General features: G+C 65.3%; 19 protein-coding genes. 8 read left to right on the top strand and 11 right to left on the bottom strand.

Features of this window, described 5'->3' with window-relative positions; all coding sequences use genetic code 11:
- Positions 1–60 precede the first annotated feature (60 nt).
- Positions 61–210, bottom strand: coding sequence for a hypothetical protein (locus ACZ46K_RS12925; RefSeq protein WP_464748599.1), 150 nt, complete (start codon positions 208–210; stop codon positions 61–63).
- Position 211: 1 nt separating this feature from the next.
- Here ACZ46K_RS12925 and ACZ46K_RS12920 point away from each other — a divergent pair, with 1 nt between their 5' ends.
- Complete coding sequence (locus ACZ46K_RS12920; RefSeq protein ID WP_464748597.1) at positions 212–1,732, top strand: ABC transporter substrate-binding protein; 1,521 nt, start codon at positions 212–214, stop codon at positions 1,730–1,732.
- A 9-nt stretch (positions 1,733–1,741) separates the two neighbouring features.
- On the opposite strand, the gene deoC is transcribed toward ACZ46K_RS12920, so the two are convergent.
- Entirely contained in the window at positions 1,742–2,407 is a 666-nt protein-coding gene (gene deoC, locus ACZ46K_RS12915) for a deoxyribose-phosphate aldolase (protein WP_054810444.1), read from the bottom strand.
- Between the two features lie 65 nt (positions 2,408–2,472).
- Between deoC and ACZ46K_RS12910 the strand changes: the two genes are divergently transcribed.
- Genes ACZ46K_RS12910 through purU form a run of 3 tightly spaced genes read left to right on the top strand, consistent with a single transcriptional unit; the run spans position 2,473 to position 4,772 of the window.
- Positions 2,473–3,000, top strand: a complete 528-nt coding sequence (locus ACZ46K_RS12910; RefSeq protein ID WP_464748595.1) for a GNAT family N-acetyltransferase — start codon at positions 2,473–2,475, stop codon at positions 2,998–3,000.
- A gap of 9 nt (positions 3,001–3,009) precedes the next feature.
- Entirely contained in the window at positions 3,010–3,888 is an 879-nt protein-coding gene (locus ACZ46K_RS12905) for a class I SAM-dependent methyltransferase (protein ID WP_464748593.1), read from the top strand.
- Positions 3,885–4,772, top strand: a complete 888-nt coding sequence (purU, locus tag ACZ46K_RS12900) for a formyltetrahydrofolate deformylase (RefSeq protein ID WP_054805395.1) — start codon at positions 3,885–3,887, stop codon at positions 4,770–4,772. The genes ACZ46K_RS12905 and purU overlap by 4 nt, the downstream gene beginning before the upstream one ends.
- Positions 4,773–4,774: 2 nt before the next feature.
- Here purU and ACZ46K_RS12895 read toward each other — a convergent pair whose 3' ends face one another.
- The 6 genes from ACZ46K_RS12895 to ACZ46K_RS12870 form a co-directional block, all read right to left on the bottom strand.
- The gene (locus ACZ46K_RS12895; protein ID WP_464748591.1) at positions 4,775–5,818 is read right to left on the bottom strand and encodes an alpha/beta fold hydrolase; all 1,044 of its coding nucleotides are present in this window, start codon (positions 5,816–5,818) and stop codon (positions 4,775–4,777) included.
- A gap of 63 nt (positions 5,819–5,881) precedes the next feature.
- Entirely contained in the window at positions 5,882–6,826 is a 945-nt protein-coding gene (locus ACZ46K_RS12890; RefSeq protein ID WP_054805396.1) for an AurF N-oxygenase family protein, read from the bottom strand.
- A 107-nt stretch (positions 6,827–6,933) separates the two neighbouring features.
- Entirely contained in the window at positions 6,934–7,224 is a 291-nt protein-coding gene (locus ACZ46K_RS12885) for a DUF2516 family protein (protein ID WP_464748588.1), read from the bottom strand.
- Between the two features lie 87 nt (positions 7,225–7,311).
- Positions 7,312–8,190, bottom strand: coding sequence for a heparin-binding hemagglutinin (locus tag ACZ46K_RS12880; RefSeq protein WP_464748585.1), 879 nt, complete (start codon positions 8,188–8,190; stop codon positions 7,312–7,314).
- Between the two features lies 1 nt (position 8,191).
- Positions 8,192–8,737, bottom strand: coding sequence for a helix-turn-helix domain-containing protein (locus tag ACZ46K_RS12875; RefSeq protein ID WP_464748583.1), 546 nt, complete (start codon positions 8,735–8,737; stop codon positions 8,192–8,194).
- Between the two features lie 61 nt (positions 8,738–8,798).
- Positions 8,799–10,052, bottom strand: coding sequence for a DUF445 domain-containing protein (locus tag ACZ46K_RS12870; protein ID WP_464748581.1), 1,254 nt, complete (start codon positions 10,050–10,052; stop codon positions 8,799–8,801).
- 173 nt (positions 10,053–10,225) lie between these two features.
- Here ACZ46K_RS12870 and ACZ46K_RS12865 point away from each other — a divergent pair, with 173 nt between their 5' ends.
- Genes ACZ46K_RS12865 through ACZ46K_RS12855 form a run of 3 tightly spaced genes read left to right on the top strand, consistent with a single transcriptional unit; the run spans position 10,226 to position 12,217 of the window.
- A complete protein-coding gene (locus tag ACZ46K_RS12865) occupies positions 10,226–10,933 on the top strand; it encodes a TetR/AcrR family transcriptional regulator (RefSeq protein ID WP_054805397.1) in 708 nt (235 codons plus the stop codon).
- A gap of 40 nt (positions 10,934–10,973) precedes the next feature.
- Positions 10,974–11,330, top strand: coding sequence for a DUF4873 domain-containing protein (locus ACZ46K_RS12860; RefSeq protein WP_054805398.1), 357 nt, complete (start codon positions 10,974–10,976; stop codon positions 11,328–11,330).
- A gap of 29 nt (positions 11,331–11,359) precedes the next feature.
- Entirely contained in the window at positions 11,360–12,217 is an 858-nt protein-coding gene (locus ACZ46K_RS12855; RefSeq protein WP_464748579.1) for a polyphosphate kinase 2 family protein, read from the top strand.
- A 3-nt stretch (positions 12,218–12,220) separates the two neighbouring features.
- Here the strand turns inward: ACZ46K_RS12855 and ACZ46K_RS12850 are convergent, their stop codons facing one another.
- The 3 genes from ACZ46K_RS12850 to ACZ46K_RS12840 all read right to left on the bottom strand — a co-directional run bounded on the left by ACZ46K_RS12850 (position 12,221) and on the right by ACZ46K_RS12840 (position 14,054).
- Positions 12,221–12,442, bottom strand: a complete 222-nt coding sequence (locus ACZ46K_RS12850; protein ID WP_054805400.1) for a hypothetical protein — start codon at positions 12,440–12,442, stop codon at positions 12,221–12,223.
- Between the two features lie 74 nt (positions 12,443–12,516).
- Complete coding sequence (locus ACZ46K_RS12845) at positions 12,517–13,080, bottom strand: dihydrofolate reductase family protein (protein WP_464748577.1); 564 nt, start codon at positions 13,078–13,080, stop codon at positions 12,517–12,519.
- Entirely contained in the window at positions 13,077–14,054 is a 978-nt protein-coding gene (locus ACZ46K_RS12840) for a helix-turn-helix domain-containing protein (RefSeq protein ID WP_464748575.1), read from the bottom strand. The genes ACZ46K_RS12845 and ACZ46K_RS12840 overlap by 4 nt, the downstream gene beginning before the upstream one ends.
- A gap of 105 nt (positions 14,055–14,159) precedes the next feature.
- Here ACZ46K_RS12840 and ACZ46K_RS12835 point away from each other — a divergent pair, with 105 nt between their 5' ends.
- Positions 14,160–14,774, top strand: coding sequence for a flavodoxin family protein (locus ACZ46K_RS12835; protein ID WP_054809734.1), 615 nt, complete (start codon positions 14,160–14,162; stop codon positions 14,772–14,774).
- Positions 14,775–14,868 lie beyond the last annotated feature (94 nt).

Genomic DNA, 14,868 nt, shown 5'->3' with positions numbered 1-14,868 from the left:
GTGTACCCAGTCGAATTCGTGCCTTTCACTGCCATAACCCTTTTCGCTCGAACGTTCTCGTCACGTACGTCCATGGTCGACCTGCCATGCCGTCACGAGGATCATCGAGCAGCGCTCACCGAAATCTCCCAACCACAACCCGATCGAGAGGTCGTCGATGTTCCGCCGCAGACGAATACGGAAGCTACCGGCCGCATTACTGTCCCTCACGTTGTTCACGTTCGTCGCCGCGTGCGGTGGCGGCGACACCTCCACCTCGACTGCCTCCGAGAACGGCGGTGAGCCCGTCGCCGGCGGCTCCGCCACGATCCTGGAGGTCGCAGAACCACCCACTCTCGATCCGGCGAAGCTTTCCAACACCTGGGCCCACATGGCGCCCTTGGGGAATGCGCTCTACGGCACCCTGATGGTCAACAGCACCGAAGACTTCGAAATCGAATACAAGATGGCCACCGACTTCACCACGACGGACGGCGGGACCACCTTCGATCTGAAGCTGCGGCCCGGTCTGACCTTCACGGACGGCACGCCCCTCGATGCCGCAGCTGTGAAGTACAACTGGGACCGTCTGAAGGAACCGGCGACCGGTTCCACCGCGATCCGGGTCGCCAGTTCGATCGCGAACACCGACGCGGTCGACGCCGAGACCCTCCGCGTCACCCTGGTTGCACCGAATCTCCAATTCGCACAGGGTATCGCAGCGACATCGTTGAACTGGATCGCCTCCCCCACCGCACTGGAGAAGGGTGCCACAGCATTCGACGAGGACCCTGCGGGGGCCGGACCGTTCAAGGTGGTGCGCTGGACACGCCAGGGTGAGATCGACATGGAGAAGAACCCCGACTACTGGGACGCACCCAAGCCGTATCTCGACACGCTGACGATCCGCACAGCCCATGAGGCGACTCAGCGCATGAACGCAATGACCACCGGTGCAGCGGATCTCGCGTCAGAATCCAGCGCCAACAACATCACCGCCGCCGAAGCGCAGGGACTGAACACCGAGGTCGTCCCTACCGGCGGAGGCCAGATCATCGCAATGAACAATCGGCGGGCGCCGTTCGACGACATCCGCGCGCGGAAGGCCGTGCAACTCGCGTTGGACACGGACAATCTGAACCTCATCGTCTACAACGGCGAGGGCATCGTGCCGAAAACCCTGTTCGCCGAGGAATCCCCGTACTACCAGGACAAGCCCTTCCCCGAGACGAACTCCGAGGAAGCACAGAAGCTGTTCGACGAGCTCGCCGCCGACGGCACACCACTGTCGTTCACGTTCATGTCCTATCCGTCCAGTGAGAGCAAGACGCTCGCCGAGGCGGTCCAGGCGCAGCTCAGCGCCTACGACAACGTCGATGTGAAGGTCGAGATCCACGACATCGCCAACGCACAGGCGCGCACCGCAGCACGCGACTTCGACATGTCGATCACGTCGGCGATCATCCAGGATCCCGACTACGGCCTGTGGTCTGCGTTCCACTCCACATCGCCCGGAAATTTCATGGGAGTCAACGACCCGGAACTCGACGAGGCACTCGATCGCGGGCGCGAGTCCGCGTCACACGACGAACGCGTCGAGGCCTACAACGCAGTCGAGAATCGACTTGCGGATCTGACCGTCGGCGTCTTCTACACGAAGGCGACACCCGCCATCATCTACGGCAAGGACGTCCACGGCGTGGAGCTCTACACGCTCGGTTCGCCTCTGGTGGAGGAGATCTGGATCAATTGAGTCGACGGGTCAATCCGGGAGCCCGTCGAGCACCGCACGGCTACCGGACAGACCCAGCCGAGTGGCTCCGGCTTCGAGCATCCGCACCGCGGCCTCCGCGGTGCGGATGCCGCCGCTCGCCTTGACCCCGAGCCTGCCACCGACCGTCTCCGCCATGATCTTCACTGCGTGCTCCGAAGCGCCGCCGGCGGGATGGAACCCGGTGGAGGTCTTGACGAAGTTCGCGCCGGCCTTCTCCGCGACACGGCACACCTCGACGATCGCCTCGTCCGAGAGCACTGCCGATTCGATGATCACCTTGAGTACCGCATCGAACCCGATCGCCTCGCGGACGGTGAGAATGTCGGCGAGCACGGCGTTGTACTCACCCGCGACCGCAGCTCCGAGGTCGATGACCATGTCCACCTCGCGGGCGCCCTGGTCGACGGCGAGGCGCGCTTCGGCCCCTTTGACGAGTGAGTGATGCTTACCGGACGGGAAGCCCACCACTGTCGCGACGACCACACCGTCCGCGCGGACCGGCAGCATCGACGGCGAGACACACACCGCGTACACACCGAGATCCCGGGCTTCGTCGACGAGTGTCCGCACATCCGCGGCGGACGCTTCGGGCTTGAGCAGGGTGTGGTCGATCATCGAGGCGACCTGTGAGCGGGAGAACGTGGAATCCGGCATACCGTCAGCTTTCCACACGCGAAAATCGTTTGCCGGGCTCGACGACGTCGGCGCACACTGCGAGCGTGCTGATCCGCAGAGAACTCCCCTCCGACGCCGACACCATAACGGCGATCCATCACGACGCGTTCCGGGCGTCCACACCGGCCGGTCACGAGCCCGTCGAACCCGGCCTGGTCGTGGCACTGCGCGCCGGTCCCGCCTGGATACCGCAATTGTCACTCGTCGCGGAGGACTCCACCGGAACCGTCATCGGGCACGTGTGCGTGACACGCGCGAGCATCGACGGCTCCGCTGCACTCGCGCTCGGCCCGATCGGGGTCCGCCCCGACCAGCAGGGCACAGGCGCCGGTGCCGCGCTGATGCACGCGGTTCTCGGCGCGGCCGATGCACTCGATGAAAGCATCGTGGTCCTGCTCGGCCACCTCGAGTACTACCCTCGATTCGGCTTCGTCCCGGCCGTCGAGCTGGGAATCACTCCCGACGTCGAGGCATGGGCGACAGCGCATTTCCAAGCCCGTGCGCTGAGCTCGTACGATTCCGACACGACGGGGACATTCCGCTACGCTCCACCGTTCTACGAGCTCGGCTAGATTCACCGCATGGGCGACGATACGGCGGACACGGCCCGGACGTTCGACGACGCGAGCGACACCTTCGATCTCCTCACCGAGACGGTGTGGGGTCCTGCCGGGAGGGCGTTGGCTTTCCAGCTCGGACTCCGCCCCGGCGACACGGTGCTGGACGCGTGTTGCGGCGCCGGTGCGTCCGCACTCCCGGCCGCGGCGGCGGTGGGCCCGTCCGGGCGCGTGCACGGCGTCGACATCTCCGCTGATCTCCTGGAGAAGGCCCGGCTGATCGCCGAAGCACGGGCACTGCAGAACATCGACTTCGTGTGTGCGGACGTCACGACATGGGAGGCGCCGTCGGACATTCCTGCCGAGGGGTACGACGCGCTCGCGATCTCCTACGGCGTGTTCTTCCTTCCCGACATGCATCGGGCGTTCGCACGCCTCGTAGGCCTCGTACGCCACGGCGGCCGTGTCGGAGTGACAGTGTGGCAGGACGGATCCATGGAGGAGTACGGGCAGGTGGTGTTCGACGTCGCATCGCACTTCAACGCCGACCTCGCCGAGCGCGGGTCGCTCCGTGCGCGGACTCCACTCCACGAGATCGACACTCCCGACACGTTCGAAGCGTGGCTCGCCGACGCCGGCACCCACTCCGTCGACGTGCGTGTCCTGTCGAACCTGCTGCCCGCGACCGACGAGCTCTGCTGGAATCTCGTGACCGGTACCGGGTACCGGGCGGCGCTGAACGGTCTCGACGACGAACAGATCGCGGCGGTGCGACGCGGCATCGCGGACGAGGTGACGGCGCGCGGTCTCCACACGATCGACTTCACCACGCTCGTGGGCACCGCGACCGTGCGACGTCCGCCGACCGCTGCTTCGGGGCACCTGACACAATCGCGAGTATGACTCGTTCCACCTCGACCGACGACCGCCGTTACGTGTTGACCCTGGGCTGCCCCGACAGCACCGGGATCGTCGCGAAGATCTCCACGTTCCTCGCGGAGGTCGGAGGTTCGATCGTCGAGGCCGCCTATCATGCCGATCAGGACAGCGGCTGGTTCTTCACCCGGCAGGCGGTGCGGGCCTCGTCCATCCCGTTCGGCATCGATGAGCTGCGGGAGAAGTTCGCCGTGGTGGCGGACGGGATCGGCCCGGACACCGAGTGGACGCTGTCCGACACCGGCCAGCGCAAGCGTGTGGTGCTGCTCGTCAGCAAGGAAGCGCACTGCCTGCACGACCTGCTCGGCCGGGTCGCGGCCGGTGAGCTCCAGGCCGAGGTGTGCGCTGTCGTCGGCAACCACCGCGACCTCGAGAAGGTCGCGCGTCGCCACGGCATCGACTACCACTACGTCTCGTTCCCGTCCGATCCCGCCGAACGCGGCCCGGCGTTCGAACAGGTTCGCAAGATCGTCGACTCGCACAATCCACACGCCGTCGTCCTCGCACGGTTCATGCAGGTCCTGCCTGCCGACCTGTGCGACCACTGGGCTGGCCGCGCCATCAACATCCATCACAGCTTCCTGCCGTCGTTCGTGGGTGCCCGGCCGTACCATCAGGCCTTCACTCGCGGTGTGAAGCTCATCGGCGCGACGTGCCACTACGTGACGGCAGAACTCGACGCGGGTCCGATCATCGAGCAGGACGTCATCCGGGTGAGCCACAACGACAGCGTCGCCGACATGGTGCGGCAGGGACGCGACGTGGAGAAACTCGTCCTGTCCCGTGGTCTGCGCTGGCACCTCGAGGATCGGGTCCTCGTGCACGGCCGGAAGACCGTGATCTTCAACTAGAGCTAGGAGACGGTGATTCCGACGCGCTCCACCAGGTGCAGCACTTCGTCGTCGAACGCGTCGATGGCTTCGACGGAACTCATGTGGCCGACGCCGTCCAGAACGACGAGCCGCTCGAGATTTCCGGCCTGCTCGAGGCCGGCCGCGAGCCGTCGCGCATGTACCGGAGGTGTGAGCCGGTCGGCAGAGCCGACAAGCACGGTCGTGGGTACGTCGAGGTTCCCGAGGCCCTCGTGGATGTCGAGCGTGCTCAGTGCAACACCCCAGCCACCGCGTGTGCGCGGAGGGCAGCCGAGCACGATCTTCTGACAGAAGTCGACCTCGGCATCGGTTGCGGACGGTGAGAGGGCCACGTATTTGAGAGCTCGAGTCGTCAACTTCGAGTCGTAGAACGGCACCGTCGCACCTAGCAACGGACGCGCCGCCTTCACCGGAACCCGCGGAAATCGCTCGGGGAGCGCGAGCAACGCCGTGTCCGCGACGAGGTTGTCCATTCCGGTGCTGGCCAGGAGCACACCCGCGACCTTCTGCGAGACCTGCTCGGGGAATCTCTCGGCCCACGCGATGATGCTCATCCCGCCCATGCTGTGCCCGGCGAGGACCGCTTTGCGTCCGGCCGGGACCACTGCGTCGAGGACCGCGGACAGGTCCTCGGCGAGAACGTCGGGCCCGAGCCGACGCGTGCCCACCTCGCTGGCGCCGTGTCCGCGCTGGTCGTAGACGACGACGCGGTATCGGTCGGCGAATGCGTTGATCTGCGGAGTCCAGTACATTCCGCTGCACGTCCACCCGTGGCTGAACACGAGTAACTGCGCATCGGGATCACCGTAGGCGAGCACGCGAAGCCTGGCCCCGTCGTCGGTCCGGACTTCGATCTCCTCTGCCTCCAGGGTCGGAGTGGAGAGCAATGCGTGGGGAGCCACATCCTTCGTCCGCACCACCGTGGACCGGGCACGACGAGCCGCCACCGCGGCCACTGCGGCACCAGCGAGGGCGCTCGCCCCTGCAGCGAGCAGCACGGTCCGACTGCGGGTGAACTTCTTCACTGGTGTTCTCCTGAGTGCCTGCCGGGTGCCCGGCAATCGATTTCGTTCGTATCCGGTCTGAATTCAGAGGACGTGCGCCCTGCGGAGCAACCGCGCCGAGGGACCACCGACGAGACCTACGGAGTCGAGGAACTCGACCGTTCGCCGCGTGCCCTGTCGCAACTTGTCGTGGTAATGCGTATTCGCACGCGCCGCGGCCTTCGCTTCGGCGATGTCGAGTCCGGCGGCTGCGTACACCTGGTCGTTGACCAGATTCGTGACGATCAGATATCCGGACACGCCCAGGTGCATGCGTACGTACGCCCGCTGAATTCGCGTGGCGTTGCGCATCCTGCGCTCGGTTTCCTCGCGTGCATATCTGATGTGCCGTGACTCTTCGACAACATGGATGTGACTGACCGTCCGGGTGAGCGGCTGGACCCGGTCGTCGCGCATGAAATCGCGCTGCATCATGTCCAGGATCTCTTCGGCGAACAATGTGGCGCCGAACGCGAGCGCACCCGACGCGACGGCCTTGAACCCTCGTCCGCTCGTGCGGATCCACCGCTTCGGCCGGTACGACGGAACTCCGAGTCGCTGCGCCGAGCGCGCGAACATGATCGAGTGCCGGCATTCGTCGGCGATTTCGGTGAGACCGAACTGGACGTACGCGCTGGAAGGGTCTTGCCGGTACAGGTCCCGGATGAGCATCTGCATGAGGATCATCTCGAACCAGATGCCGGTGCCTGCGATGCTGGCTGCTTCGTGCGTGGTGAGGGTGATCCGCTGCTGCTCGGACATCCGCTCCCACAGGTCGGTGCCGTACAGGCTCGACCATTCGGGGGTCATGCCGTATTTGTCGTCCGGGATCGGGGCGTCCCAGTCGATTTCCAGCGCGGGATCGTAGGATTTACGCGCCGAGGAATCCAGGAGTCGTTGCGCCGTGCCCTGCTTTCCATCGGCTGCGGACGACCCACGCACCCGACCGGGCGCACGCTCGATCGACCCGTGGGTTCGAGTGGAAGACATCGCGAACCACCTCGCCTCGTTCGTTACCCGTTACTCGAAGTGTCATTATCTGGATCACACTTGTCAAGTAGTCGGCCGAGACGCTCGCCGATCGGTGCAGTTCGCCGCTACCAGCGCGGTTTCTGGACTTCTTCGACGCGCGGGCGCACATCCACCAGATACACGCAGACCGCAACCACGGCGATGATGCCGAGCATCCCGACCGCCCCGAAGAGCAGGAGGACGAGCAGCGCCGCCGCGAGAATTCCGAGCCACACGGGTTTGGTGAGCTTGTCGACCGCAGGAAATGCCTCGGAGGGCTGGCGAACCGCGTGGAACAACGCGAACCCCGCCCCTACGAGTGCAATGACCTGTAGAGCGAGCATGATCAGACCGGCAAGAGAATCGACATTCGGCACAAAGCCAGTCTACGAGAAACGGCTCCCGCGCAAACCTGCGCGCGGGAGCCGTTCGACATCGATCCCGGCCGAACCGGGTTGCAGAGGTCAGGCGCCGGTGGTCTTGCGGGGCGCAGCCTTCTTGGCGGGGGCCTTTGCAGCAGCCTTGGCGGGAGCCGCAACAGTCTTTGCCGGCGCCTTCTTGGCGGGGGCCTTCGCGGGAGACGGCTGCGATGCCGTTGCACCGGCCGGAGCAGCCTCCGTCTTCGCGGCCTCCTCGACCTTCGTGGTCGCTGCCGCCGCGGCCTCGTCCACGTCTTCCTTCACGGATTCGACGCGCGCTGCCGCATCGCCACCGACCTCCTCGGCCTGATCGCCGAGCTCGAGGATGCGCAGAGCCGCGTCGTCCGCGGCTTCTGTGATTGCGTGTCCGACCTCGCCGGCCGTGTCGGTGATGCGGTCCGCAGTGAGTCCGGCGAACTTGGCGGCCTGCTCACCGACAGCGCGCGTCTGCCGGGCGACTGTGCCGAGAGCATCCTCGGTGAGATCTACGACGTCACCGAAGGCCGCCTCGGCGCGACCGAGACGCTCTTCGACAGCGGGCTGCTGACGCAGGCGCTCGATGGTTTCCTCGCCGCGCTCTGCGAATGCCGTGTAGAGGTCGGATGCGACCTTCAGGTAAGCCTCGGCGACCTTGCGCAGTTCCTCGGCGCTGAAGCGTTCGCGCAGGTCGGCGAGCTCCTCGGGAAGCTCGGCGGGCAGCTCGCCCAGCCGGGACCGCAGGGACTCGATGGTCTCGGTCAGATCGGCCGGGACCGAGGCGATGCGCTCGCGTGCGGTCTCGACGCGGTCATTGACGTCGGACTGGGTGAATTCGGCGCGCTCACGCACCTGAGCAACGACGTCAGCGACGGCCTGAACGACGGCGTCGCCGGCACCTACAGCAGCGTAGAGCGATGTACGAAGTGCAACGTTGGGATCTGTCATGTCAGTTCTCCTCGTCGAAGTCTGTGGGATTCACGCGGTCTGTGGGATTCACGCGGTCTGTGGGATTCACGCGGTCGGCGGCGTTTCGGGACACCTGTTCCGCCGGGACCCCCTCGCTCTCGCGACAGAACGAGTCGTAGATGTCGAGCAGGACCTGCTTCTGCCGCTCCGAGAGCGCGAGGTCGGCGAGCAGCGCGTCGCGCACCGCACTACGAGGTCGCTCCTCGAGGATTCCTGCTCGTACGTAGAGGACCTCGGCGGACAGCCGCAGTCCTTTCGCGATCTGTGCAAGCACTTCCGCGGACGGTTTGCGCAGTCCACGTTCGATCTGGCTGAGGTACGGGTTGCTCACCCCGGCCAACTGCGACAGCTGCCGCAGCGACACCTGGGCGCCTTCACGCTGAGCACGTATGAAGCTTCCGATGTCCTGGGCCGCATTGTTGACTACCCGGGCCGCGATATCGGTGGGCCCCGCGTCGCCTGCAGGCCCTATGTTCCCGTCCCGCTCGCCGCCGACCTGTTCGGCCGATTCTCGATTCGTGGACATGGGACCCAGCGTACGGAGAGGTGCTAGCTACAGCAAGCACTCTGCTAGCAAGTGGTGCATATCACGCGAACAACAACTCGGAGATCGTGTAGATGGCCAGCCCGGCCAGTGCGCCCACGACGGTGCCGTTGATACGGATGAACTGCAGATCCCGCCCGACGGCGAGCTCGATCTTGCGACTCGCCTCTTCAGCATCCCAGCGCTCGACGGTCTCGCGGATCACCGAGGTGATCTCGTCCGCATAGTTCGCCGCGATGAATCGGACGCCTGCGAGCAGCCACTGATCGACCTTGCCGCGCATCTCCGCATCTTCATTCAGCCGAACACCCAGACGCTCGACGTTCTCGGCCACCTTCCGGCGCAGCGTGCTGTCGGGGTCGTCGACGGATTCGAGGATCATGCGCTTTGCGACCTTCCACGTCGCGGATGCCAGCTGTGTGATCTCCTCGCGCCCCATGATCTCGGCCTTGAGCTTCTCGGCCTTCGCAATGGTCACCGGGTCGTACTGCAGATCCCGCGCATAGTCGACGAGGAACTTCTCGACAGCCAACCGGACCTCGTGTTCGGGGTTGGAACGGATCTTCCAGGTGAAATCGACCAGTTCCCGATGGATCTTCTCGCCCAGCATCAGGTCGACGAACTTCGGGGACCACGACGGCGAATCCTTGGTGATGATGCGGTCGATGGTCTCCTGGCTCCCGAGCGCCCACTGATGGGCTCGTTCCGCGAGCATGTCGATCAGCGGACGCTGCCGGCCCTCGGCAAGGAGTTCGGTGAGGATTCTGCCGAGGGGCGGCCCCCATTCCGGCTCGGCGATCCGCTTGACGATGGTGTGGTCGATGATCTGCGAAATATCCTCCTCACGCAGGACGCCCACCACGCCGCGCAGGATCGTCGACGTCTCTTTCGCAACCCGCTCGGCATGTTGCGGCTGCGCCATCCAGCCACCCAGCCTCAGCGGAATCCGCGCGGATTCGACCTTCGCCGACACCACCTCCGGAGCGAGGAAGTTGGTTCCGACGAACGAACTCAGACTCGCGCCCAGTTGGTCCTTCTTCCGCTTGATGATCGCGGTGTGAGGTATCGGAATTCCCAGTGGATGACGGAAGAGGGCGGTGACAGCGAACCAGTCTGCGAGAGCACCGACCATGCCCGCCTCCGACGCCGCGCGGACGTACCCGACCCAGGCGCCGGCGCCGCGGCTCTCCTGCCACCGGCAGAACAGGTACACAGCAGCCGCCACGATCAGAAAGCCCGTCGCGAGCGCCTTCATCCGACGCAGTTCGCGACGCTTGGTGTCATCTTCGAGATTCATGGACTGCACCGGACCATTGTGCCGACTTTCGACCGCAGACACCGCGCTCTGCGCCCGTCGACACCGCGCTCTGCGCCCGTCGACACCGCGCTGTGCGCCCACCATTACCGTTCGGGACGAGCCCCTCATCGTAGGATGAGCCGGACGATCTACCGAATGGATGTACCGAACAGATGCCTTCACCCACACCCGACGCGACGGACTCCCCGCCCACGAAGCAGGACGGTCGCAAACGCCGTTGGCACGAGCACAAGATCGCCCGACGCGAAGAACTCGTCGAGGGCACGATCAACGCGATCCGAACCCGAGGACACGACATCGGGATGGACGAGATCGCGGCGGAGATCGGCGTCTCCAAGACCGTGCTGTACCGGTACTTCACCGACAAGAACGATCTGACGACGGCGACCATGATGCGGTATGTCGAGACGGTTCTCGCCCCTCGCATCTACTCCGCGGTATCCGAGGACCTCGACGAGTACGACCTCACTCGGGTCGCGATCTCGACGTACGTCGAGACGGTTGCCGAGGATCCCGAGGTCTACCTCTATGTCATGTCGAACAGTTCGTCGGCGAGCCGCGATGTCGTCGCCGACTCCGAGCGCATGATCGCCGAACTGGTTTCGGCGGTGCTCGGTGAGCGTCTGCGCCTGCTCGAGATGGATTCGGGCGGATCGGTGCCGTGGGCGTACGGCATCGTGGGCGCGATCCAGCTGGCCACGCACTGGTGGATTTCGAACAAGTCCATGACCGCGGAGGATCTCGTCGACTACCTGACGATGATGGTGTGGGGTGGGATGACCGGGATCGCCGGGGCCGGGGGCTCGCCCGCCCGCTTCAAGTCGCAGCCCCATCCACTGATCCCCACCGAGGAAGAGTGACACTGTTCACGTAACCTCCGGTTACGTGTAACCTCGGGGCATGTCCGATGCGACGCCCCCACACCACGACGAGGACGACGACTCCGGCGGCTACCGGGGGCCCGCCGAGGTCACCGTCGGATCGCAGCACGCCACCATCGACGTCGAGCTGTCCGGGCATTTCGATCCCATCGTGGGACGCCACCGCTGGCGCGGCCGGTTGCGCGGGCTCGGTGCCACACTCGCGCCCGACACGCCGTTGGGTGCGGGCACCGAGGTGACGATCCGAATCCCGGCAAGCAAGGGGAGCACGACCACAGCCATTGGACGTATCACCGAGGTCGACCTGTGGGGCAGCCACATGATCGACGGCGTTTCACCGCCTCCCTACCGGACACAGATCGAAGAAGCGGACTGAGCCGACGCGCGTGTGGCACGCTCGTCGCCATGGGACACGACAGTGACGGATGGCATACCCCGGCCGTGGAGGCCCTGCGCGCGGGACCGCACAACATGGTCGCCGACCTCGACTCGAACGGCACACCCGGCTTCGAGGGCGACAAGGAACTCGGGACAAAGCTGATCGAGGAGCGCGGCGCTGCACTGTCGGACCTGCAGGAGATGCTCTTCGCGAACGGCCGCGTCGGCGACGAGCGCTCGGTGCTGCTGGTCCTTCAGGGCATGGACACCGCAGGCAAGGGCGGGATGGTCCGCAATGTCATCGGACACGTGGACCCACAAGGTGTCGATCACACGGCGTTCGGCGTACCGACCGCGGAGGAGAAGCGCCACCATTTCCTCTGGCGCATTCACAAGGCTCTCCCCCGCGACGGCCAGCTTGGTGTGTTCGACCGATCTCATTACGAAGACGTCCTCGTCGCCCGCGTGCGCAACCTCGTGCCCGAAGATGTCTGGCGCCGCCGCTACGACGAGATCAACCGATTCGAACGCGAATTGGCCGACAACGGCACGACCATCGTCAAGGTCGCGATGTTCGTCTCGCTCGACGAACAGAAGGAACGTCTCGCCGAGCGACTCGAGCGCCGCGACAAGCACTGGAAATACAACCCGAGCGACGTCGACGAGCGTGCACTGTGGCCCGAATACCAGCAGGCGTATCAGGACATGCTCGACAAGACGAACACCGACCACGCACCGTGGTACGTGGTGCCGTGCGACCGCAAATGGTACAGCCGCATTGCCGTGATGGAACTACTCATCGACGCATTCGAGCGTCTCGACCTCGACTGGCCGAAACCGAATTACGACGTCGAGGCCGAGAAGAAACGGCTGGCAGAATCCTGACCGTCAGAACAGATGCGGTGTCTCGATATGACGATGATGATCGCGCCTGACCGTACCGCTCACCATGCCGATCGCGAGTACGACGGCCACAGCTGCGGCAATCCCGCTGGCGAACGCGAACCCACCATGCCCGGATCCGGCGGCAACCAGGGTGAATGCAATCGTGATCACTCCGATGAGGGCGAGTGCAAATGCCGACCACGCGACGAAGAGGTTGAGCTTCATAGCCTTGTCTCCTTCCCCGAGGACTGCGCTTCGGTTGACCCCGACGGTACCCGCAGGTGACGGGCGTCACAAGGTCAGCGCTCGGGCGTGACCGGCGGCTTCACACGGTAGGTTGCGATCGCGAATTCCCGGTTGCGTGCGAGATCGGTCAGTTCGAGTTCGACGTGTCGCGGCAGTAGCGGTGCGCCGGCTCCGATCGTCACCGGAGCGAACGACACGATCAGCTCGTCGAGCAGGCCCGCGTCGGCGAACTGCCCGGCGAGGTCTCCCCCACCGATCATCCACAGGTCGCGATCGCCTGCGGCGGCTGCCATCTCGTCATACACCGTGTGCACGTCGTCCTGCGTGAACCGGATATCGCCGGGTCCGTCGGGCCCCTGCGCAACCGGCATGCCGTCGCGGTGGGTGAAGACCCAGCAGGGGAATTCGTACTCCCACTTGTCGACCCCGGCGTAGTCCAGGACCCACTGATATGTCGAGGCACCCATCGCGGCCGCACCGATTCGCGACATGAATGCTGCGCCGCCGCCGGGGCCATCGTGGTCGATGTCGCGCGACAGCAACCAGTCGAGGCTGTGGTTCTCCGTCGCGATGAATCCGTCGAGTGTGCTCGCGGTGTAGAAGATCATCCGGCTCATGTCGGGTTTCCTTCCGGCTCGTCTCCGAGCATGTGTGATGAGGCGCCGCGCTGCCATTCCAGCGGGTCCCCGTTGTCGATGCTGCGGCCGGCGGCGCGCAGCATGTGGCGCACGAGCTGTCGCCGGTGCGCCGCGAATGTGAGTACGTGTGAGACAACGCCACCGAGCACGAAGCTCTCAGGCGGGTCGCACAACGCGTCGATCAGGCGATCACCCCACGCATTGCGTCGGTCGATGTCCCGTACGGCTTCCGCCCACTGCGGGGCGATCACGTCGAACTGCTTGCACAACGATGCCGCATCGTTGTCCGCACGCACGGGCTCGTCGGCGCCGATCATCGATGCGAGCCAAATCTGTTTCGACCATACGAGATTGCCGAGTACCTGTGCGATCGACTCTTCGCGACCGTCCCACTCGAGCACCACGAGTCCCGGGAACCTCACGCGCTCGAACTCGTCCCCGCTCAGCTCCGATGCGGCATTCAGCAGTGCCCGCGTGTCGTCGAGATCGTGGTGGACCATCTGCGCGGTCACCTGGCCGACCGAGGCACCGCGGCCGTATCCGCCGGCGCCGTCCTCCACCCACAGGTGCATGGGCGGATGGAAGTGGACTCCGTTGGGAGCGGGCAGCCAGTGCGAATATCCCGACGGCGCGAGGGCGTGACCTCCGGTCGCGCTCGGTGGATAGCCGTATGCTCGGGAGAACGCGCGGCTGAATCCTTCCACCGAGCTGTACCCCGCGGCGAAGGCGGTCTCCGTGACACCTCGGCCGTCGCGCAACTGCCACGCCGCCCTCTCGAGCATCACCCGGCGCCGCAGCGCCACCGGGGATTCCCCTGTGCCGAGCGAGAATTGACGACTGAAATGCCACGGTGACGCGAATGCGCCGCGTGCCATGTCGTCGAGGTTCGCGTGGTCCTCGTCGAGGACGGCATCGAGCAGTTCGCGCAGTCGGTCGCGCCCGGATCCGGTCATGAACCCAGTGTCGCGCAGTGAACGACAAGCGTGCTTGACCGTTCTTGCTCAGATCCTTCTCGTTCCACCGGGTTGAGAGCACTCGAGGCGGGTACCCGACCACACATGACATCCCTGACCGCACTCGCCTTGACCTGCTCGCTCAAACCGTCACCGGCACCATCGAGCAGCGACCTGATCGCCGAGCAGGTGCTCACCGAGCTGCGCAAGCACGACGTGGCCGGCGACAAGATACGTCTGGTCGACTTCGACATCCGGCCGGGAGTCGAATCCGATATGGGTGACGGTGACCAATGGCCGCAGATCCGCGAGCGCATCCTGGCCGCCGACATCCTCCTGATCTCGACCCCGACCTGGCTCGGTCAGATGTCCAGCGTCGCCAAACGCGCGCTCGAACGACTCGATGCCGAGCTGTCCGAAACCGACGACCGCGGACGCCCCGCCCTGTTCGACAAGGTGGCGATCGCCGCGGTCGTGGGCAACGAAGATGGAGCTCACGCCATCGTCGCTTCCCTGTTCCAGGCGCTCGATGACTGCGGACTCACCATTCCCGCGCAGGGCTGCACCTACTGGAACGGCGAGGCGATGACTCCGGGCGATTACAACGATCTCGACGGCATACCCGATGCCGTCGCCTCCACCAACGCCACCGTTGCCCGCACCGCCGCGCACCTGGCCCGCGCACTCCGAACACAGCCGTATCCCGGTGAGGAGGAATGACAGCACAAGAAAGGGGCCACCCTGTTGCGATTCGAAATGCCTCGCCGACCAGGTGCCCGGGGTCGAGGCATTCGGCTACGTAGGACGCTGTTAC

Source organism: Rhodococcus sp. JCM 9793 (genome assembly GCF_055380405.1).
Note: the sequence above shows the minus strand (reverse complement) of the source record. Positions and strands in the feature narration are given on the sequence as shown.

Coding starts and splice junctions, on each gene's coding strand:
- ACZ46K_RS12870 (WP_464748581.1), bottom strand. CDS start 10,052: ATGAATCTCGAAGATGACACCAAGCGTCGCGAACTGCGTCGGATGAAG.
- ACZ46K_RS12860 (WP_054805398.1), top strand. CDS start 10,974: ATGTCCGATGCGACGCCCCCACACCACGACGAGGACGACGACTCCGGC.
- ACZ46K_RS12855 (WP_464748579.1), top strand. CDS start 11,360: ATGGGACACGACAGTGACGGATGGCATACCCCGGCCGTGGAGGCCCTG.
- ACZ46K_RS12850 (WP_054805400.1), bottom strand. CDS start 12,442: ATGAAGCTCAACCTCTTCGTCGCGTGGTCGGCATTTGCACTCGCCCTC.
- ACZ46K_RS12840 (WP_464748575.1), bottom strand. CDS start 14,054: ATGACCGGATCCGGGCGCGACCGACTGCGCGAACTGCTCGATGCCGTC.
- ACZ46K_RS12835 (WP_054809734.1), top strand. CDS start 14,160: ATGACATCCCTGACCGCACTCGCCTTGACCTGCTCGCTCAAACCGTCA.
- deoC (WP_054810444.1), bottom strand. CDS start 2,407: ATGCCGGATTCCACGTTCTCCCGCTCACAGGTCGCCTCGATGATCGAC.
- ACZ46K_RS12865 (WP_054805397.1), top strand. CDS start 10,226: ATGCCTTCACCCACACCCGACGCGACGGACTCCCCGCCCACGAAGCAG.
- ACZ46K_RS12905 (WP_464748593.1), top strand. CDS start 3,010: ATGGGCGACGATACGGCGGACACGGCCCGGACGTTCGACGACGCGAGC.
- ACZ46K_RS12890 (WP_054805396.1), bottom strand. CDS start 6,826: ATGTCTTCCACTCGAACCCACGGGTCGATCGAGCGTGCGCCCGGTCGG.
- ACZ46K_RS12845 (WP_464748577.1), bottom strand. CDS start 13,080: ATGAGCCGGATGATCTTCTACACCGCGAGCACACTCGACGGATTCATC.
- ACZ46K_RS12875 (WP_464748583.1), bottom strand. CDS start 8,737: ATGTCCACGAATCGAGAATCGGCCGAACAGGTCGGCGGCGAGCGGGAC.
- purU (WP_054805395.1), top strand. CDS start 3,885: ATGACTCGTTCCACCTCGACCGACGACCGCCGTTACGTGTTGACCCTG.
- ACZ46K_RS12880 (WP_464748585.1), bottom strand. CDS start 8,190: ATGACAGATCCCAACGTTGCACTTCGTACATCGCTCTACGCTGCTGTA.